This is a genomic window from Pseudorhizobium sp. NPDC055634 (genome assembly GCF_053618655.1).
Genome location: NZ_JBSHHW010000010.1, coordinates 80,305 through 97,892, shown reverse-complemented (window position 1 = coordinate 97,892; position 17,588 = coordinate 80,305). Strand labels below are relative to the sequence as shown.

Annotated in this window: 20 protein-coding genes and 1 pseudogene; 7 read left to right on the top strand and 14 right to left on the bottom strand. The window is 65.5% G+C overall.

Annotation, left to right across the window (positions count from 1 at the left end):
• Positions 1 to 22: 22 nt before the first annotated feature.
• On the top strand, positions 23 to 766 hold the full coding sequence (locus ACWGPT_RS16440; RefSeq protein WP_452606703.1) for an SDR family oxidoreductase: 744 nt from the start codon (positions 23 to 25) through the stop codon (positions 764 to 766).
• Between the two features lie 15 nt (positions 767 to 781).
• Here the strand turns inward: ACWGPT_RS16440 and ACWGPT_RS16435 are convergent, their stop codons facing one another.
• Positions 782 to 1,381, bottom strand: coding sequence for a TetR/AcrR family transcriptional regulator (locus ACWGPT_RS16435; RefSeq protein WP_452606702.1), 600 nt, complete (start codon positions 1,379 to 1,381; stop codon positions 782 to 784).
• Between the two features lie 73 nt (positions 1,382 to 1,454).
• Here ACWGPT_RS16435 and bdcA point away from each other — a divergent pair, with 73 nt between their 5' ends.
• Positions 1,455 to 2,168 carry an SDR family oxidoreductase gene (gene bdcA / locus ACWGPT_RS16430; protein ID WP_452606701.1) on the top strand — a complete coding sequence of 238 codons (714 nt, stop codon included), beginning with the start codon at positions 1,455 to 1,457 and terminating at the stop codon, positions 2,166 to 2,168.
• Between the two features lie 99 nt (positions 2,169 to 2,267).
• Here the strand turns inward: bdcA and ACWGPT_RS16425 are convergent, their stop codons facing one another.
• The 3 genes from ACWGPT_RS16425 to ade are packed head-to-tail and all read right to left on the bottom strand — an operon-like array spanning position 2,268 to position 4,957.
• Positions 2,268 to 2,801, bottom strand: a complete 534-nt coding sequence (locus tag ACWGPT_RS16425) for an SRPBCC family protein (RefSeq protein WP_452606700.1) — start codon at positions 2,799 to 2,801, stop codon at positions 2,268 to 2,270.
• On the bottom strand, positions 2,798 to 3,208 hold the full coding sequence (locus ACWGPT_RS16420) for an ArsR/SmtB family transcription factor (protein ID WP_452606699.1): 411 nt from the start codon (positions 3,206 to 3,208) through the stop codon (positions 2,798 to 2,800). The genes ACWGPT_RS16425 and ACWGPT_RS16420 overlap by 4 nt, the downstream gene beginning before the upstream one ends.
• 54 nt (positions 3,209 to 3,262) lie before the next feature.
• Positions 3,263 to 4,957, bottom strand: coding sequence for an adenine deaminase (gene ade / locus ACWGPT_RS16415; protein WP_452606698.1), 1,695 nt, complete (start codon positions 4,955 to 4,957; stop codon positions 3,263 to 3,265).
• 129 nt (positions 4,958 to 5,086) lie between these two features.
• On the opposite strand from ade, the gene ACWGPT_RS16410 reads away from it, so the two are divergent.
• Together ACWGPT_RS16410 and ACWGPT_RS16405 are read left to right on the top strand one after the other, a co-directional pair.
• The gene (locus ACWGPT_RS16410; RefSeq protein ID WP_452606697.1) at positions 5,087 to 5,332 is read left to right on the top strand and encodes a DUF982 domain-containing protein; all 246 of its coding nucleotides are present in this window, start codon (positions 5,087 to 5,089) and stop codon (positions 5,330 to 5,332) included.
• 91 nt (positions 5,333 to 5,423) lie between these two features.
• Positions 5,424 to 6,101, top strand: a complete 678-nt coding sequence (locus tag ACWGPT_RS16405; protein ID WP_452606696.1) for an SDR family oxidoreductase — start codon at positions 5,424 to 5,426, stop codon at positions 6,099 to 6,101.
• A 118-nt stretch (positions 6,102 to 6,219) separates the two neighbouring features.
• Here the strand turns inward: ACWGPT_RS16405 and ACWGPT_RS16400 are convergent, their stop codons facing one another.
• Positions 6,220 to 7,326 (bottom strand): branched-chain amino acid ABC transporter substrate-binding protein, encoded by a 1,107-nt coding sequence (locus tag ACWGPT_RS16400; RefSeq protein WP_452606695.1) that lies wholly within the window; start codon positions 7,324 to 7,326, stop codon positions 6,220 to 6,222.
• 260 nt (positions 7,327 to 7,586) lie between these two features.
• A complete protein-coding gene (locus ACWGPT_RS16395) occupies positions 7,587 to 8,027 on the bottom strand; it encodes a MarR family winged helix-turn-helix transcriptional regulator (protein WP_452606694.1) in 441 nt (146 codons plus the stop codon).
• 238 nt (positions 8,028 to 8,265) lie between these two features.
• Between ACWGPT_RS16395 and ACWGPT_RS16390 the strand changes: the two genes are divergently transcribed.
• Positions 8,266 to 9,105: an alpha/beta fold hydrolase gene (locus tag ACWGPT_RS16390; protein WP_452606693.1), complete on the top strand. Its 840-nt coding sequence runs from the start codon at positions 8,266 to 8,268 to the stop codon at positions 9,103 to 9,105.
• Positions 9,106 to 9,178: 73 nt separating this feature from the next.
• On the opposite strand, the gene ACWGPT_RS16385 is transcribed toward ACWGPT_RS16390, so the two are convergent.
• The 8 genes and pseudogenes from ACWGPT_RS16385 to ACWGPT_RS16350 form a co-directional block, all read right to left on the bottom strand.
• Positions 9,179 to 9,595 carry a carboxymuconolactone decarboxylase family protein gene (locus ACWGPT_RS16385; protein WP_452606692.1) on the bottom strand — a complete coding sequence of 139 codons (417 nt, stop codon included), beginning with the start codon at positions 9,593 to 9,595 and terminating at the stop codon, positions 9,179 to 9,181.
• 12 nt (positions 9,596 to 9,607) lie between these two features.
• Complete coding sequence (locus ACWGPT_RS16380) at positions 9,608 to 10,420, bottom strand: cyclase family protein (RefSeq protein WP_452606691.1); 813 nt, start codon at positions 10,418 to 10,420, stop codon at positions 9,608 to 9,610.
• Between the two features lie 209 nt (positions 10,421 to 10,629).
• On the bottom strand, positions 10,630 to 11,958 hold the full coding sequence (locus ACWGPT_RS16375; RefSeq protein WP_452606690.1) for an aminotransferase class III-fold pyridoxal phosphate-dependent enzyme: 1,329 nt from the start codon (positions 11,956 to 11,958) through the stop codon (positions 10,630 to 10,632).
• Positions 11,959 to 12,124: 166 nt separating this feature from the next.
• Positions 12,125 to 12,445 (bottom strand): ArsR/SmtB family transcription factor, encoded by a 321-nt coding sequence (locus ACWGPT_RS16370; protein ID WP_452606689.1) that lies wholly within the window; start codon positions 12,443 to 12,445, stop codon positions 12,125 to 12,127.
• Between the two features lie 95 nt (positions 12,446 to 12,540).
• Positions 12,541 to 13,310, bottom strand: a pseudogene (locus ACWGPT_RS16365) (HugZ family pyridoxamine 5'-phosphate oxidase).
• Positions 13,307 to 14,395, bottom strand: coding sequence for a choline ABC transporter ATP-binding protein (choV, locus tag ACWGPT_RS16360; RefSeq protein WP_452606688.1), 1,089 nt, complete (start codon positions 14,393 to 14,395; stop codon positions 13,307 to 13,309). Before choV ends, ACWGPT_RS16365 begins: the two are co-directional and overlap by 4 nt.
• A complete protein-coding gene (choW, locus tag ACWGPT_RS16355) occupies positions 14,392 to 15,252 on the bottom strand; it encodes a choline ABC transporter permease subunit (RefSeq protein ID WP_452606687.1) in 861 nt (286 codons plus the stop codon). The genes choV and choW overlap by 4 nt, the downstream gene beginning before the upstream one ends.
• A 73-nt stretch (positions 15,253 to 15,325) precedes the next feature.
• Positions 15,326 to 16,273, bottom strand: coding sequence for a choline ABC transporter substrate-binding protein (locus tag ACWGPT_RS16350; protein ID WP_452606686.1), 948 nt, complete (start codon positions 16,271 to 16,273; stop codon positions 15,326 to 15,328).
• A gap of 191 nt (positions 16,274 to 16,464) precedes the next feature.
• Here ACWGPT_RS16350 and ACWGPT_RS16345 point away from each other — a divergent pair, with 191 nt between their 5' ends.
• Both ACWGPT_RS16345 and ACWGPT_RS16340 read left to right on the top strand, forming a co-directional pair.
• Entirely contained in the window at positions 16,465 to 17,055 is a 591-nt protein-coding gene (locus tag ACWGPT_RS16345; RefSeq protein WP_452606685.1) for a thymidine kinase, read from the top strand.
• Between the two features lie 77 nt (positions 17,056 to 17,132).
• Positions 17,133 to 17,585: a pseudoazurin gene (locus tag ACWGPT_RS16340; protein WP_452606684.1), complete on the top strand. Its 453-nt coding sequence runs from the start codon at positions 17,133 to 17,135 to the stop codon at positions 17,583 to 17,585.
• The last annotated feature ends 3 nt before the right edge of the window (positions 17,586 to 17,588 follow it).

Here is a 17,588-nt window from a genome sequence, read left to right as displayed (position 1 = left end):
TCAACCGGGAAGGAGGCATGACATGATCAAGGACAAGGTCGTGGTGATCACCGGCGCGTCGTCGGGGATCGGCGAGGCGACGGCGAAGCTTCTTGCAAGCAAGGGGGCGAAGGTCGTCCTCGGGGCGCGACGGGAGGACCGGCTGAAGGAGATCGCGGACGAGATCACGAAAGCGGGCGGAGAGGCGGCCTACCAGGAGCTGGACGTCACCAGGCCGGAAGAGAACGCCGCGATCGTGAAGCTTGCGAAGGAGCGCTTCGGGCGGATAGACGTCATCTTCCTCAACGCCGGGCTGATGCCGAGTTCCCTGCTGTCATCGCTCAAGACCGATGACTGGGACCGGATGGTGGACGTCAACATCAAGGGCGTGCTGCACGGCGTGGCGGCCGTGCTTCCCTCGTTCATCGAGCAGAAATCGGGCCACGTGATCGCGACGTCCTCCGTCGCGGGACTGAAGTTCTACGCCTCCAACGCCGTCTACGGCGGGACGAAATGGTTCGTGCGGAACTTCATGGAGGTGCTGCGCATGGAATCGGCCATGGAGGGCACGAACATACGCACCGCGACGCTTTATCCCGCGGCGATCAACACCGAGCTTCTCTCCACGATCAGCGAAGCGACCACCGCCAAGTCGATGCAGAACCTTTATAACCGCTACGGCATCTCGCCCGACCGGATCGCCGAGGTGGTGGCCTTCGCGATCGACGCGCCGGAGGACACGACGATCAGCGAATTCACGGTCGGCCCGGCCGCGCAGCCCTGGTAGGGGCGCGGGCGCAGGTCAGGAGGCCACGGCGAGTTCGCGTGCGGCCGTCTCTCCCGCGAGCCGGGCGACGGCAAGGAGCCGATCGAGGCCGAGCCCGTTGCGGGCCATCGCCGAAAGGCCGGCCGTCGTCGTGCAGACGAAGTCGGCCACGCGCTCCGCGTCTTCCGGAAATTCAACGGCGACATAGGCGCGGATCATTTCGCCGGCCGCTTCATGGACGGCGCGGGCGGCATGGCGCGCCTCCTCGTCGTTGCAGCGGGTGCCCTCGATGACGAGGCAGCCGGCCGCCGTCGGATCGGCCGCATAGCGGCGGGCGGCATCTTCCAGCACGGCGGCAACGCCTTCGGCCACCGGGCGGCCGGGCTTCAGGATATCGGCGAGCGGAATTGCATCGGTCACCGCATAGCGGTCGAGGACCCGCCGGTAGAGGCCCATCTTGCTGCCGAAGGCGGCGTAGAAGCTCGGCGGGTTTATCCCCAGCGCGGAAGTGATCTCGGCCACGCCGACGGCATCGTAGCCGCGTGCATGGAAGAGATGCTTGGCCGTGCCGACGGCCGCTTCCGGATCGAAGCAGCGGGGGCGGCCACGGGTGCGCGTATTTTTTGTAGTATCCACTATATAAAGCCTTGACCAAACGGCGACGGGTTATTTATGTATCGCCCATTACTTTAATTTCAAGGAAATACACATGTCTGATTTTCAAGGTAAATCCATTCTCGTCATCGGCGGCAGCCGCGGTATCGGGGCGTCCATCGTCAAGCGGTTCGCGGACGAGGGCGCCAAGGTCGCCTTTACCTACGGCGCATCCCGCGAAGCGGCCGAGGAACTGGCGAAGGAAACCGGCAGCACGGCGATCCAGGCCGACAGCGCCGACCGCGACGTCGTCATCAGGAGCGTGCGGGAGAGGGGCCCCCTCGACATCCTGATCGTCAATTCGGGCATCGGCGTCTTCGGCGACGCGCTGGAGCAGGACCCGGATGCTATCGACCGCCTCTTCCAGATCAACCTCAAGACCCCCTACCACGCATCGGTGGAAGCGGCGCGGCAGATGCCGGAAGGCGGCCGGATCATCGTCATCGGCTCGGTCAACGGCGACCGGATGCCGGTGCCGGGCATGGCGTCCTACGCGGTGAGCAAGTCGGCGCTGCAGGGTCTTGCGCGCGGTCTGGCACGCGACCTCGGCCCCCGCGGCATCACGATCAACGTCGTGCAGCCCGGTCCGATCGACACGGACGCAAATCCCGCCGACGGACCGATGAAGGACCTGCTCCACAGCTTCATGGCGATCAAGCGCCACGGGCGGCCGGAGGAAGTCGCGGGCATGGTGGCGTGGCTCGCCGGGCCGGAAGCGGGCTTCGTGACCGGGGCGATGCACACGATCGACGGCGCGTTCGGCGCCTGATCCGAAGCGTGCGCCGGGAGCTGGCGATCTCTGCCGCTCCCGGCGTGCAGGGATAAAGGCCCGGTGGGGGCCGAAGCCGGCCGGTGGGTTGGCCGGACGTCAGGAGGGAATGAGCCGGTCGTATTCTTCTCTGAGGCGGAGCCAGCCTTCCCAGAACGGGCCTGGCTGTTCGCCTCTCGCGCGCGCAGCCAGGATATCGAGATGCATGTGCCAGCCGGCCCCGACCATGAGCATGTTGCTGCGGTCGGAAATGCGGCGATGGGTGAGCGTCAGGAGCACATCCGCGCCTGCCTGCTGGAGCTCGAAGGAAACCTCGCCGTGCGGGGGCCATGAAAAGACAAGCCGGTGCGGAGGCTCGAAGGCGATGATCTCGCTCCGCATGCGCTGTTCCTCGGGAAAGCCGTCCGGCCGGCCCGATGGCGACGTCGAAAGCTCGTCATTGCGCCAGACGAGTTCGAAAGTGCCGCCGGGCTCGCCCGGCATAACGCCCGCGGCGAGCCACTGGCGTCGCAGGTCGCTGTCGGTCAGATAACCCCAGACCCGCTCGATCGGGCCGGGCAGGCGGCGCTGGATCGTCAGCGTCAGTGGTTCGGTCACCCTGCCGTACGGGTCAAACGCAGACATGTCGTTCATCGGTCTTCTCCAGTTCCGGTTTCGGTTGCGGGTGTGTCGGATGCGGGTGGTTCCTTCGGGCGTTCTCCGGCGGGGCTCCGGTCGTCCTCTTGAAGGAGGCGATCGAGGGTATCCAGGCGGTTCGTCCAGAAGTGCTCGTAGAAGGACAGCCATTCGTGCGCGGTCGCCAGCGGGCCGGGCTCGAGGCGGCAGACATGGGTGCGGCCCCGGATTTCGCGGCGGATCAGCCCGGCGCCTTCGAGGACCTTGATGTGCTTGGAGGCGGCCGCCAGCGACATGCGGTGCGGCTCGGCCAGCTGGCCGACGCTGCGTTCCCCGCTCGCGAGCTCCTGCAGCATCCGGCGACGGGTGGCGTCGCTCAGAGCGTGGAAGACGGTATCGATCCGGGGTGCGTATAATTCAACCATGTGGTTGAATGTCGCAGCAATCGGATCGAATGTCAACCGATCGGTTGAATGTCGTCAGATCAGTTCGAAGCGGTCGACGTCGACCATGCCCCGGTCGGAAATCTTCAGGTGCGGGATCACCGGCAGGGGAAGGAAGGCGACCTGGAGGAAGGGTTCCTCCAGCGTGGTGCCGAGTGCGTAGGCGGCCTTGCGCAGGTCGTGCAGGGTATCGCGCACCACCTCGTAGGGCTCGAGGCTCATCAGGCCGGCGACCGGAAGCGCGATCTCGCCCGCGATCCGTCCGTCCTCGACCACGACGAAGCCGCCGTTGATCTCGCCGAGGCGATTGGCGGCCAGCGCCATGTCGTCCTCCGAGACGCCGACGACGCAGATATTGTGGCTGTCGTGGCCGACGGTGGAGGCGATGGCGCCCTTCTTCAACCCGAACCCCTGGACGAAGCCGTTGGCATGGTTGCCGTTCTTGCCATGGCGCTCGATGACGGCGACCTTGATGATGTCGCGGTCGAGATCGACGCCGGTCTGGTTGCCGGCGGCCGGCAGGCGATAGCGGCGGTGTTCGGTGATGATCTTCCCGGGGATGACGCCGATGACCGGCGTTTCGCCCTCGCTGACGGGCACGCCGAAATGCATGGCCTGGACGGGGCGGGCCCTGACGCTGTCGAGGCCGACCGGCGCCACGGGCCGGCGGGTCGCGAAAAGGTCGTCGGTGACGCGGCGGCCGGCGGCGAAGACCATCGCGGCCCGGCAGTCTTCCAGCGTATCGACGACCACGAGATCGGCCCGCCAGCCGGGGGCGACGAGGCCGCGGTCGCGCAGTCCGAACGCCTTGGCGGCGGAGATGGAGGCTGCGCGATAGACGGCGAGCGGCTCGACGCCGTTTTCGATCGCCGTACGGATCATGTAGTCGAGATGGCCCTGTTCGGCGATGTCGAGCGGGTTGCGGTCGTCGGTGCAGAGCGCCAGGAAGGGCGACAGACGCTCGGTGAGGAGCGGCAACAGCGCCTCGAGGTCCTTGGAGACGGAGCCTTCGCGAACGAGGATGTGCATGCCCTTGCGGATCTTTTCCAGCGCCTCCTCGGCCGAGGTGCATTCGTGGTCGGTGCGGATGCCGGCGGAGAGGTAGCCGTTGAGGTCGTTGCCGCGCAGGAGCGGCGCGTGGCCGTCGATGTGGTCGCCCCAGAAGGCGTCGAGCTTGGCGAGGCAGACGGGATCCTTGTGGAGGACGCCGGGGAAGTTCATGAACTCCGCGAGGCCGATCACCTTCGGATGGTCGCGGAAGGGCAGGAGCTTCTCGATCGGCAGGTCGGCGCCGGCCGTTTCCAGATGGGTGGCGGGCACGCAGGAGGAAAGCTGGACGCGGATGTCCATGATCGTCTGCTCGGCCGAATCGAGGAAGAAGCGGATGCCTTCCTCGCCGAGCACGTTGGCGATCTCGTGCGGATCGCAGATCGCGGTGGTGACGCCATAGGGCAGAACGCAGCGGTCGAACTCGTGCGGGGTGACGAGCGAGCTTTCGATATGAAGGTGCGTATCGATGAAGCCGGGGACGACGATGCGGCCGGAGATGTCGATCTCGGTCCTGCCGGAATAGCTGCCGCAGGTACCGACGATGCGCTCCCCGCAGAGCGCGATGTCGGAGGCGACGAGCTCGCCGGTGACGAGGTCGAAGAAGCGCCCGCCCTTCAGCACGATGTCGGCCGGCTCGCGGCCGGTTCCCTGGTCGATCAGCCTTTCGAGGCGCTGGTTCATCCTGCTTCTCCGCAATCCGTTTTCTTCCGGAGGTTTTAAGGGCTGAGGCGCGCGGGGGAAAGTCCGCTTGGCGCGGCGGACGGCAAATGGTGCTGGAAGCGGGCGGGCGGATCGACTATGGGTCACGCCATGAGCAAATCGTGGAAAAAGCCCGTCGTGATCTCGATCGGCGAACCGCCCGCAGAAACGGCGATCGACACCGTGCAGGCCGCATCCTGGGCGATGATCGAGGACTGGCCGCTGGACGACGGGCCGGCGCTCGACCGCGCGCTTCTCGTCTGCGCCGGGGTGATCGAGGGCAAGCGCAAGGCCGACGACGCCCGGGCGGCCTTCGTGGCGGCGGCGACCGAGGCGGGTATCCTCGTGCAGGGCTGAGCCCGGGGTACGCGCATCGCTTCTCCCTCAGACACCTGAAAACTCCCGCCGCCGGCTCGACAGTCCGGTCGTCCTCCCTATCTTGGACAGGATGAAGAAAGCGATCGTTACCGGCGGGGCCGGCCTTATCGGTGCTGGAATTTGCGGCTCGCTGACGCAGGCGGGCTACGAGGTGGCGTCCTTCGACGTCGAGCCCGGGCCGGACGGCGTGCGGCACGTCTATTGCGACGTCTCCGACGAGACCTCGGTCGCCGGCGCGTTCGGGGAACTCGGCTGGGATGCGCTCGACCTTCTCGTCAACAATGCCGGGATCGCCTCGCCGAGCAATGCCACGATTTCCGACCTGACGCTTGCCGAATGGCGGCGGGTGACCGACAGCCACCTGACCGGCGCCTTCCTGATGACCCGCTCGGCCGTTCCGATGATGGGAGCGGGTGCATCCATCGTCAACATGGCCTCGACCCGCGCCTTCATGTCCGAGCCGCAGACGGAGGCCTATGCCGCGTCGAAGGGCGGGCTGGTGGCGCTCACCCATGCGCTCGCCATCAGCCTCGGCCCGAAGATCCGCGTCAACGCGATCGCGCCGGGCTGGATTTCAGGCGAGGACGAGCTGCGGCCGGTCGATCACGAGCAGCATCCCGTCGGCCGCGTGGGGCGCCCGCAGGACATTGCCGATGCCGTGATCTATCTCGCCTCTGCCGGCTTCGTGACCGGCCAGGTTCTGGTGGTGGACGGCGGCATGACGCGCAGGATGATCTATTCCGAGTGAGCCGGCCCGCGCTCCATCCGGGCGGACTGAAACCGTCGGGCCGTCTCCGCGGGAAGGCTTCGGCCAACGAAAAAAGCGGCCGTTGCGGGCCGCTTTCTCCTTGTCTCGTGGGCGCGGCTTACTCGGCCGGGACGATCTTGCCGTCTTCCCACTTGAAGAGCGAGAAGCTCTGCGAGGTGAGGTCGCCGGTGTCGCCGTAGGTGACTTCGCCGATGGCGGTCTGGATCGGCTGGCCGTCCTTGAGCGCGGCGGCGACCGCTTCGGTATCCTCGGCCGTGCCGGCCTTCTCGATGCCCGCCTTGATCACCTCGACGGCGGCATAGGCGTTCAGCGTGAAGGCTTCCGCCGGGATGTTCTTGGCGGCGAGCGCGTCGGCGGCAGCCTTGGAATCCGGGTTCTTGGTGGCGTCCGTGGCATTGGTGAAGACGGTGCCTGCGGCCTCGTCGGTCGCGATGGTCCAGTATTCGCTGTTGGACAGGCCATCGCCGCCGATGATCAGGGCGTCGACGCCCGCATCGGCGAGCTGGCGGGCGAGGAGGCCTGCTTCCGGATGGTAGCCGCCGAAATAGATGACCTCGACGCCATCCTGCTTCATGCGGGTGGTAAGGGCGCTGAAGTCCTTGTCGCCCGGCGTCAGGGCGTCGTTGAAGACTTCCGTCACGCCGCCGGCATTGAGGGTCGCCTTGAAGGCGTCGGCAAGGCCCTTGCCGTACTGACCCTTGTCGTTGACGATGGCGATCTTCTTGTCCTTCAGGTTGTCCAGCACGTAGCGGGCGGCGACTTCGGCCTGCTGGTCGTCACGGCCGCAGGTGCGCAGCACGTTGGCGAGGCCGCGGGCGGTCAGGTCCGGCGCGGTGGCCGTCGGGGTGACCATCAGGATGCCGTTCTCGGCAAGGACGTCGGAGGCCGGGATGGCGACGCCCGAGGTAACGGGGCCGACCACGAAGCGCACGCCTTCACCGACCAGCTGGTTGGCGGCGGAGACGCCCTGCTTGGGCTCGCCCGCATCGTCGGCGACCTTCAGGACGAGCTGTTCGCCGTTGATGCCGCCGGCCTTGTTGATCTCCTCGATCGCCACTTCGGCGCCGTTCTTGACCTGCTCGCCATAGGCGGCGACCGGGCCGGTGAGGGGAGCGATCAGTCCGATGAGGATTTCCGCATGGGCGAGGGGGGCAAAGGCCAGCGACGCGAGCATGGTCGCGCCAGCGAGAAATTTCCGGTTCATCTTCATACTCCTTGGTTGGGCGGTCCGCCCGACAGACGACTAACTGTCCCGCAGCGCGTCGATCTTGCGGTCGTGCCGGGACGCCGCGGGTGCCTGCTCGCGGCGCCATCTCCGGCTGCCCGGCGAGCTTGCGCCCTTGGTAGGACTTCCGGGCGGGCTTCGCAAGGATATTGCCGAAAATGCAGGCGATTGCGACGCGATCTGCCGAAGATTTGAGCGTGGAGACGCATTTCTTTCGGCAGAGGGGGCGTTTCCGCCGCCTAGTCCTCGCGGGAGAGAGACTGGAGCAGGGTCCGGACCTGTCGGTTGAAGGCCGCAAGCTCCGCCTTTGACATTCCCGACCGGGCCACCAGGGTTTCGCCCAGACAGCGGGCCTCGCCGATCAGCTTGCGCCCGGCGTCCGTCAGGAAGACATGCACCTGGCGCTCGTCGGTCTTGCTGCGCTCGCGCCTGACGAGCCCGGTCTGCTCCAGGCGCTTGACCGGCGGGGTGATCGTGCTCGACTCCAGCGCAAGCCGCTCGGCAATGGTGCCGATCGTCAGGCCGTCCTCCTCGACGAGAGTGCTGAGAACAAGGTATTGTGGATACGTTATACCCATGGCGTCGAGCATCGGCTTGTAGAGCCGGTTTACGGCGATGTGGGCGGAATAGAGTGAAAAGCAGAGCTGGTCGCTCAGCGGATGGATCGCGGTATCGTTCATTTCATCATCTCTTTCCCCCGGAATTCGGGGGTCTCAATGCCTTATAGCATAAAAATGATATCGCGATAAAGAAATTACTGGACAATGCCCCATGACTTTATTACAAGATGTTTATCGCGATAACAAATAGCGCGATATTTACCGACTGGACGCGTCGTCCTGCCGGTATGAAATGAGATCAGGCCCACGGCGGCTCGCGAAAAGCCCCGGAGCGGAAACCCTTTTGAAAGGACAGGACATGAGCAGCAATTTTTTCAAGACCAATGACGGCACGCAGATCTTCTACAAGGACTGGGGCCCGAAGGATGCCCAGCCCGTCGTCTTCCATCACGGATGGCCGCTGAGCTCGGACGACTGGGATGCGCAGATGCTCTTCTTCCTCGGCAAGGGATACCGGGTGATCGCCCATGACCGCCGCGGCCACGGGCGTTCCAGCCAGACCGATACCGGCAACGAGATGGACACCTATGCCGCCGACGTCGCGGCGCTGGTCGCCCACCTCGACCTCCGGAACGCGCTTCATGTCGGCCATTCGACGGGGGGCGGCGAAGTCGCCCGCTACGTGGCCAGGTACCGCAGGGATGGCCGTGTCGCCAAGGCGGTTCTCGTCGGCGCCGTCCCGCCGATCATGGTCAAGACGGAAAACTATCCGGGCGGACTGCCGCTGGAAGTCTTCGACGGCTTCCGCCAGTCGCTGACCGCAGACCGGGCGCAGTTCTTCCTGGACGTCGCATCCGGGCCCTTCTTCGGCTTCAACCGCGAGGGAGCGAAGGTTTCCGAGGGTGCGATCCGCAACTGGTGGCGGCAGGGCATGATGGGCGGCACCAAGGCCCATTACGACTGCATCAAGGCCTTCTCCGAGACCGACTTCACCGAGGACCTGAAGGCGATCGACGTTCCGGTTCTCGTCATGCATGGCGATGACGACCAGATCGTGCCGATCGAAAACTCGGCGCACCTGGCCATCAAGCTCCTGAAGAACGGGACGCTCAAGGTCTATGAAGGACTGCCGCACGGCATGGCGACGACGCATCCGGATATCATCAACGCGGACCTCCTGGCCTTCTTCCGGGCCTGATATCTTGCCAGATCAAGGAAAAGGCGGCTCCGGCCGCCTTTTTCTGTTTTATGGACGAGGCTTTTTCGGCGGGTCAGCCCGCCGGTTTCGCCTGTCCGCTGTCGAACCGTTCGTCGACCGGCACGCCAAGCGCGGTCGCCAGGGCATTGGTCCGGCTTGCAAGCGCAATGACCGCGAGCAGTTCCGCATGCATTTCCGGCGTCATGCCCTTCGACCTTGCGGAGGCCGTATGCGAGTGGACGCAGTAACCGCAGCCGTGAGCCGTGGAGACTGCGATATAGATGAGTTCCTTGACCAGCGGATCCAGCGCGCCCGGCGCCATGACCGAGCGGACGCTTCCCCAGACGGACCGGAGCTGGACCGGATCATGGGCCAGCGCACGCCAGAAATTGTTGACGTAGTCGGTGCCGCGAGCCTCGCGGATCTCGTCGTAGACGGCGAGCGCCTCGGCGCCCGCCTCCTCGTCATTCAAAAGGGGAACGACCGCCATGGGTGGCCCTCCTCAGACGAGCGCCAGGACCCGAGCGGGGCCGCCGGTGCCGCCGCGATGCTTCGGCGCGCCGACGACGATGGTCGCGCCGGTGACTGGCAGTTCCTCGAGGTTGGCAAGCGCCTCGATGCCGTAGCGGCCGGCCGGCAGCCAGGAATTGTGGACGGCGAAATCGGCGGAATTTCCGGGATCGAGCGAAAGCGAATCGACGCCGATCGCCACGACGTCGAGCGTCTGCAGGAGGTCGGTCGCCGACTTGCCGAAGCCCGGGAAGGCGAAGTTGCCGTTCGCGTCGTTGCGGAAGGAGGCGTCACCGGTCTTCTTGCCCCAGCCGGAGCGCAGGGCGACGACCGCACCGGCGGGGATTTCCCCGTTGGCGCTGACAAAGGCTTCGATATCGGCGGCCTCGAGCGTGGTATTGGGCTCCTCCCTGGCGCGGTCGGTAATGTCGACGATGACGAGCGGCGCCACGAGGTTTGCGGGCTCGAGCTCGTCGACGCTCGTGCCGTCGACGCTGAAATGGAGCGGCGCGTCGATATGGGTCCCCGTGTGCTCGAAAATGGTCAGCTTGTGCAGCTGGTAGCCGTTCTGGGCGAACTCGACGGCCCATTCGTACTCGATCCCCGGCTTGCCGTCGAAGGTCGGGAAACTGGAATCATAGGTATGGGTGAGGTCGACGACCCTGGCCGCCGGCTGGGCGAGGACCGCGCGCGGGGCGCTCGTCGCGACCACGGCGGCTGCCCCGGCGAAGGCGGCTCCCTTGAAGAGCGACCGGCGCGACAGCATGTTCCGCTTCACATTCTCGATGACGCAGTGATTGCACATTGGAATTCCCCTTGTCTGGTGGAGTTCAGGCACCCGGAGAGTAACCGAGAACCGGCCGCGGGCAAGGGCGCAGATCCGCCGGCGGACCTGCGTTTCGGGGAACAGAATGTCGAGGGATCGTCCCGACGCGAAAAGAGGCCCCTGAGGGCCCCCGTCGCAAAGCACGTCCGCCGCCATCCCGCCCGCATGCGGGGAGGCGGCGGGACTGCTCAGATGTTGGTCTTGAGGATCTCGCGGAGCTTGCCGAAGATCTCGTCGATATGGTGCTTCTCGGCGATCAGCGGCGGAGACATGGCGATGATGTCGCCGGTCGTGCGGATCAGCAGGCCGTCCTCGTAGGCCTTCAGGAAGGCGGAGAAGGCGCGCTTGGTGGGCTCGCCGGCGATCGGATCCAGCTCGATCGCACCGATCATGCCGATATTGCGGATGTCGATGACGTTCGGCAGGTCCTTCAGCGAGTGCAGGCCGTCCTCCCAGTAGGGCGCCATGTCGCGGGCGCGGTCGAACAGGCCTTCCTCCTTGTAGGTCTCCAGCGTGGCGAGGCCGGCGGCTGCGGCGATCGGGTTGCCGGAATAGGTATAGCCGTGGAAGAACTCGATCATGTGCTCCGGCCCGGTCATGAAGGCATCGTGGATCTCGGAGCTGACGAGGACGGCGCCCATCGGGATGACGCCGTTGGTGAGGCCCTTGGCGGTGGTCATGATGTCGGGCGTGACGCCGTAATATTGCGCGGCAAACGGCGTTCCCATGCGGCCGAAGCCGGTGATGACCTCGTCGAAGATCAACAGGATGCCGTGCTTGGTGCAGATGTCGCGGAGCTTCTGGAGGTAGCCCTTCGGCGGGATGAGTACGCCGGTGGAGCCGGCCACCGGCTCGACGATGACGGCGGCGATGGTCGAGGCGTCATGCAGGGTGACGATGCGCTCGAGTTCGGTGGCGATGTCGCCGCCATGCTCGGGCTCGCCGCGGGTGAAGGCGTTCTTGCCGGGGAAATGGGTGTGCGGCATGTGGTCGACGCCGGTGAGCAGCGTGCCGAACATCTTGCGGTTGGCGACGATACCGCCCACCGAGATGCCGCCGAAATTGACGCCGTGATAGCCGCGCTCGCGACCGATCAGGCGGAAGCGCGAGCCGTTGCCCTTCACGCGGTGATAGGCGAGCGCGACCTTCAGCGCCGTCTCCACCGATTCCGAGCCGGAATTGGTATAGAGGACGTGGTCAAGGCCTTCCGGGGCGATGTCGACGAGGCGGTTGGCGAGTTCGAACGCCTTCGGATGGCCGAGCTGGAAGGCGGGAGCGTAATCCAGTTCGCCTGCCTGTTCGCGGATCGCCTCGGTGATCTTCGGCCGGCAGTGGCCGGCATTCACGCACCAGAGGCCGGCGGTCGCGTCGAGGACCTGGCGGCCGTCATGCGTCGTATAGTGCATATCCTTTGCACCGACGAAGAGGCGCGGTTCCTTCTTGAACTGGCGGTTGGCCGTAAACGGCATCCAGAACGCCCGAAGGTCGTTGGGCGTGGTGTTGAGGCGGTTGGACATGAGATGCTCCCCGTCCGGCCGAGGCCGGCTTTTTTGACTACACGGTCAAACTATCAGGGGCCCTTGTGTCGTCAAGCGCAGCCGTGCGCCGTGGCGGGACGGTTGGCCGACGACGGGGAAACCGCAGCACCCCCAGCGCCGCAATTTCCCCATGTCAGCGCTGTCATCAGGCCGCGGCGAATTTCGCCTGAACCGGCTGACAGTAGATCTGGTCGAGGGATTCGAGGATCGTCAGTACTGCCGGAGAAGAGCAGGAATAGTAGATCGTCTGGGCGTCGCGGCGCGTCTTGACGAGCTTCTGCGCACGCAGCTTAGACAGGTGTTGCGAGAGAGCCGACTGGCTCAGTCCGACGCGAACCGCAAGTGCGCCGACCGCGACTTCTCCCTTTACCAAACAGCAAAGGATCAGAAGGCGCTTCGGGTTTGCCATGGCAGAAAGCAAACCGGCCGCGGCAAGCGAATGCTCGGAAAGTGGTAGAGTATCCATAAGTCTTTATTTCCCCCTCGAAGCGGGAACGCTTCAAAAATGCCCCTGAAATGGAAAGCCAAAGAATAACAATCCAAAACGAACCTTGTATATCCCTAAATTTCGGGTCGGGAACCCCCTCGCGGCCCGGATTCTGCAATTGTTGAAATCGTTGTAAACGCGGCTTCCGGCGAGGAAATCGGCGCCTGGAACTCGTATCTGACCTGAAAGTCCCCGAGACCAGGTCGAAACCGGCGGGGTCGGCCCCGGCAAAGCGCCATTTGGCCGATTTTGGCGCAGAAATGCGTTCTGCAACCTTTGCGGCAATTTCCGGAAGATCGCGCAGTTCTGCCTGCAGGGCGCGCCAGGCGGGGGCGTCGATCGGGCCGGCGGTGACGAGATCGCCGCCGGGAAGGGCATAGGCCCGGCCGAAGCCGCCGTTCAGCGAAGCCGTCTGCGGCTCCAGCCGGAAGAACCGGAAATCGGGGAAGTCGATATAGAGAGACGCCTTGGGATGGCGGTCGAGGAAGCGTTCACGCAGGCGTTCGTGGACCTCGTCGCCGCGCGCGACGGACACGGCACGGCACTGGAGCGTGATGCGCGGATGGGCCAGCGGGTCGCCCTTGCCGGGCTCTCCCGCAAGCAGCGAGCAGCGGTCGTCAGCAAGGAGGCCCTTGGTATGGGCCGAGAGTGCCGAGGCGAGGATGACCGGCGTTCCGTCCAGATCGGTCGCGGCCAGCGCCCGGCTGGCGGAAGGGAAGCCGGTTTGCGGATCGATGACCGCGAGCGCCATGTGGCGGGCGCCGCGGACGAGGGTGCGGGCGAGGCGGCGCGCCTCGTCGTCCGTCTCGCGCAGCACTGCCGGCTTGTCGGCCTTGTCCGTCATGGCGCTCCGTTCCCGAGCGGATCGCGATTCCTGTCCCTGTCCCTGTCCCGGTGCCGGGTCAGGCCGTGTATGACGTCGTCGGTCGAGATGGTGCCGATCACCGCGCCGTTCTCAATGACGCCGATCGTGCCCGGCTGGCGGGCAAGCGCATCGAGGATATCCACGAGTGGAGTGTCGCGCGTGGCGGTGGCGGTCACGCCGCTGCCGGACCGGTCGCGGGTCACCCCCGGTCGCATCACGTCGCCGGCCGAGAGCATGGCGATCGGGTTCATGTTCTGGACGAAATCGGCGACGTAGCGGTTGGCGGGATCGCGGACGATTTCCTGCGGCGTGCCGCACTGGATGATGCGGCCGCCATCCATGATGGCGATGCGGTTGCCGATGCGGAACGCCTCGTCGAGGTCGTGGCTGACGAAGAGGATCGTCTTCTTAAGCCGCCGCTGGAACTCCAGGAGCTCGTCCTGCAGGCGGGTGCGGATCAAGGGGTCTAGGGCGGAGAAGGGCTCGTCCATCAGCAGGATCGGTGCGCCGGTGGCAAAGGCGCGGGCGAGGCCGACGCGCTGCTGCATGCCGCCGGAAAGCTCGGCGACCCTTCGGTCGGCCCACTGGTTGAGGTTGACCAGTTCGAGCTGTTCGGCGACGCGCCGGCGGCGTTCGGCCTCAGGGACGCCCGCCAGCTCCAGCCCGAAGCCGACATTCTCCTCGACCGTGCGCCAGGGCAGGAGGCCGAACTGCTGGAAGACCATCGAGACGGTATGGGTCCTGAGCCTCCGGAGCGTCCTGGCATTCGCCTTGTAGGGGGCGATCGGCCCTTCGGCGGTCATGACGTGCACCTCGCCGCGGGCCACGGGGGCAAGCCCGTTGACGGCGCGCAGGAGGGTCGACTTGCCCGAGCCGGAAAGGCCCATGAGGACGAGGATCTCGCCCTCCTTCACCGACAGCGAGGCATCCGCCACGCCGACGACGATGCCCGTGCTCTCGCTGATCTCGTCGCGGCTCTTGCCCTGGTCGAGCAGGTGGAGGACGCTCCGCGGCTTTTCACCGAAGACGATGTCGATATTGCGGAAGACGACGGCTTCGCTCACGTGGCGTCTCCCGAAGCGGGACGGAACATCCGGTCGAGGATGATCGCCAGGATGACGATGCAGAGGCCCGCCTCGAAGCCGCGGGCGATGTTGACGGTATTGAGGGCACGCACGACGGGAACGCCGAGGCCGTTCGCGCCCACGAGGGCGGCGATCACCACCATGGAGAGCGACAGCATGATGGTCTGCGTGAGGCCGGCCATGATCTGCGGCATGGCATAGGGCAGTTCCACCTTGCGCAGCACCTGGCCGGGGGTGGCGCCGAAGGCCACCGCCGCTTCGGTGAGGGCGGCGGGCGTCGAGACGATGCCGAGCCGCGTCAGGCGGATGGGGGCGGGGATCGCGAAGATCACCGTCGCGATGAGGCCGGGCACCATGCCGAGCCCGAAGAGGATGAGCGCCGGGATCAGGTAGACGAAGGTCGGGATCGTCTGCATCAGGTCGAGGACCGGGCGCATGGCCTGGTAGATCCACTCACGGCGGGCGGCCGCGATGCCGAGCGGCACGCCGACCAGCATGCTGACCGTGGTCGCGGCGACGACCAGAGCCAGCGTCTCGGTCGTCTCCTTCCAGTAGCCCTGGTTGATGATGAGCAGCAGGCCGAGGGCGGTGAAGAGGGCGACACCGATCGAGCGCCGGAACCACCAGGAGAGCCCTGTCATCACCGCCACGATCACCAGCGGATGGGGGGACTGGAGCACGAAGAGCAGCCCGTCGATGGCACTTGCGAGGACGGACGAAAGCCAGTCGAAGAACCATGCGCCATTGTCGGTGAGCCAGTCGACGAACTGTTTCGCCCAGGCGCCAAGCCGCAACTGACCGTCGTCGTCCGCGAGCCATTCGGGAAGCCAGGTCACGCGATGCTTGCCTCTTTCCGTAAGTGTTGCGCGAGAAAGGAAAACGGGCCGCCGGAGCGACCCGAAAACGGTTTCAGAGGCCGAGCTTGTCCTTCACGGCAGCCAGGGCGTCACCGCCGTCGCGGGTCGTGACGCCGGCAAGCCAGGGCTCGACCGCGGCACCATTGGCCTTGAGCCACTTGGTGGCCGCATCCTCCGGATCGTCGCCGTCGTTGAGGATGGAGCCCATGATCTCGTTTTCCATCGGCAGCGAGAACTTCAGGTTCTTGATGAAGGTGCCGACATTGGGGCATTCCTCGGTATAGCCGGCGCGGACATTCGTGTAGACCTCGGCGCCGCCGAAGTTCGGCCCGAAGACGTCGTCGCCGCCCGACAGGTAAGTGAGGGCGAAATTGGCGTTCATCGGGTGCGGCTCCCAGCCGAGGAAGACCACCGGCTCGCCGGCCTTTTCGGCGCGCGCCACCTGCGCCAGCATGCCCTGTTCGGAGGATTCGACGACCTCGAAGCCCTTCAGGTCGAACTTGCCGTTCTCGACCATGTCGAGGATGAGGCGGTTGCCGTCATTGCCGGGCTCGATGCCGTAGATCTTGCCGCCGAGCGCATCCTTGTGGGTGGCGATATCCTTGAAGTCCTTGATGCCGAGCTCGGCGCCCTTGGCATTGGTGGCAAGCGTGTACTTGGCGCCCGTGAGGTTCGGACCGAAGGATTCCACCGACTTGTCGTCGATATAGGGCCGCACGTCGGCTTCCTGGGTCGGCATCCAGTTGCCGAGATAGATGTCGATGTCCTTGTTCTTCAGCGAGCTGTAGGTGACCGGAACCGACAGGACCTTGATGTCGGCGTCGTATCCGAGCGCCTCGAGCAGGACTGCCGCCGTGGCCGTCGTCGCCGTGATGTCGGTCCAGCCGACGTCGGAGAAGCGGACGGTCCCGCAGGATTCCGGTTCCGCCGCATGTGCGGCGCCGCCAAGGGCCAGCAGTGACACGGTTCCGGCAAGCAGGATCTTCTTCGGATGGTTCATGGTTGGCGCTCCCTGTCGTTGTTGCCGGTCATTTATCAATATATGCGAAGTCGAGGCAAGCTGGCGCGCCGGCGTGGAGGGCCAGTTCGGCGCGATCATCCGCATCAAGGCGCCCCGATCCCTGCTGTTTTCTGTGGTTTCAGCATTCTGTGGACTTTTCCCGGAAGCCGATGAGGAGGAGAAGGGCGAGCATGGCAAAGCTCTACTTTCACTATGCGTCGATGAACGCCGGCAAGTCCACGCTGCTCCTGCAGGCCTCCTACAATTACCAGGAGCGGGGCATGCGCACGCTCATCCTCACCGCCGCGCTGGACAGCCGGGCCGGGGTGGGGCGCGTCGCCTCCCGCATCGGGCTCGGGGCCGACGCCATTCCCTTCAACGGGGCGGACGACCTTTTCGGTCTGGTCGGCCGGATGCACGGCGAGGAGGCGGTCGCCTGCGTCTTCATCGACGAGGCGCAGTTCCTGGCGCCCGAACAGGTCTGGCAGCTGGCGCGGGTCTGCGACCGGCTGGGCATCCCGGTGATGGCCTACGGCTTGCGGACGGATTTCCAGGGCAAGCTCTTTCCGGGATCGCAGGAACTGCTGGCGATCGCCGACGAGCTGCGCGAGGTCCGCACGATCTGCTTTTGCGGTCGCAAGGCGACGATGGTGGCGCGGCTCGACGCCGACGGGCAGGTGGTGCGCGAGGGCGCCCAGGTGGATGTCGGCGGCAACGAGAAATACGTCTCCTTCTGCCGGCGGCACTGGGAGGACAAGATCCGCTGCGACAATGCGGCTTGATCTTCGTCAAAGATAGCGGTGCCGGATCGCCCTATGACGTCTCCCGTGCCTCCCATGGCTCGCATCAGGAGATTGAAATGTTCAAGACCGCAAAGACCGCCTTCGCTCTGGCCGCCGGCCTCGCCGTATTCACCTTTCCGGCATTCGGCGCAGAGATCGAAGTGAAGATGCTCAACAAGGGCACCGATGGTCAGGCAATGGTATTCGAACCGGCCGCCATCAAGGCCGCGCCGGGAGACACGATCCGCTTCGTGCCGACCGACAAGGGCCATGACGCCGCCGCCATGAAGGGCATGGTTCCGGAAGGCGCCGAGGTGTTCAAGGGCAAGATGAACCAGGAATTCACCGTCACGCTCGACAAGGAAGGCGCCTATGTCGTCAAGTGCACCCCGCATCTCGGCATGGGCATGGTCGCCGTGGTCGTCGTCGGCGAGGGCACGCCTGCAAACCTCGACGCCGTGAAGACCGGCAAGCTGCCGAAGAAGGCGCGCGAGCGGGTTGACGCCGCGCTGACCGAACTCGGCCTCTGACAC

Bases quoted from the DNA above. Each gene is read 5' to 3' on its own strand.
- ACWGPT_RS16440 (WP_452606703.1), top strand. From the start codon at position 23: ATGATCAAGGACAAGGTCGTGGTGATCACCGGCGCGTCGTCGGGGATC.
- bdcA (WP_452606701.1), top strand. From the start codon at position 1,455: ATGTCTGATTTTCAAGGTAAATCCATTCTCGTCATCGGCGGCAGCCGC.
- ACWGPT_RS16425 (WP_452606700.1), bottom strand. From the start codon at position 2,801: ATGAACGACATGTCTGCGTTTGACCCGTACGGCAGGGTGACCGAACCA.
- ACWGPT_RS16420 (WP_452606699.1), bottom strand. From the start codon at position 3,208: ATGGTTGAATTATACGCACCCCGGATCGATACCGTCTTCCACGCTCTG.
- ade (WP_452606698.1), bottom strand. From the start codon at position 4,957: ATGAACCAGCGCCTCGAAAGGCTGATCGACCAGGGAACCGGCCGCGAG.
- ACWGPT_RS16410 (WP_452606697.1), top strand. From the start codon at position 5,087: ATGAGCAAATCGTGGAAAAAGCCCGTCGTGATCTCGATCGGCGAACCG.
- ACWGPT_RS16405 (WP_452606696.1), top strand. From the start codon at position 5,424: ATGAAGAAAGCGATCGTTACCGGCGGGGCCGGCCTTATCGGTGCTGGA.
- ACWGPT_RS16400 (WP_452606695.1), bottom strand. From the start codon at position 7,326: ATGAACCGGAAATTTCTCGCTGGCGCGACCATGCTCGCGTCGCTGGCC.
- ACWGPT_RS16395 (WP_452606694.1), bottom strand. From the start codon at position 8,027: ATGAACGATACCGCGATCCATCCGCTGAGCGACCAGCTCTGCTTTTCA.
- ACWGPT_RS16390 (WP_452606693.1), top strand. From the start codon at position 8,266: ATGAGCAGCAATTTTTTCAAGACCAATGACGGCACGCAGATCTTCTAC.
- ACWGPT_RS16385 (WP_452606692.1), bottom strand. From the start codon at position 9,595: ATGGCGGTCGTTCCCCTTTTGAATGACGAGGAGGCGGGCGCCGAGGCG.
- ACWGPT_RS16380 (WP_452606691.1), bottom strand. From the start codon at position 10,420: ATGTGCAATCACTGCGTCATCGAGAATGTGAAGCGGAACATGCTGTCG.
- ACWGPT_RS16375 (WP_452606690.1), bottom strand. From the start codon at position 11,958: ATGTCCAACCGCCTCAACACCACGCCCAACGACCTTCGGGCGTTCTGG.
- ACWGPT_RS16370 (WP_452606689.1), bottom strand. From the start codon at position 12,445: ATGGATACTCTACCACTTTCCGAGCATTCGCTTGCCGCGGCCGGTTTG.
- ACWGPT_RS16350 (WP_452606686.1), bottom strand. From the start codon at position 16,273: ATGAACCATCCGAAGAAGATCCTGCTTGCCGGAACCGTGTCACTGCTG.
- ACWGPT_RS16345 (WP_452606685.1), top strand. From the start codon at position 16,465: ATGGCAAAGCTCTACTTTCACTATGCGTCGATGAACGCCGGCAAGTCC.
- ACWGPT_RS16340 (WP_452606684.1), top strand. From the start codon at position 17,133: ATGTTCAAGACCGCAAAGACCGCCTTCGCTCTGGCCGCCGGCCTCGCC.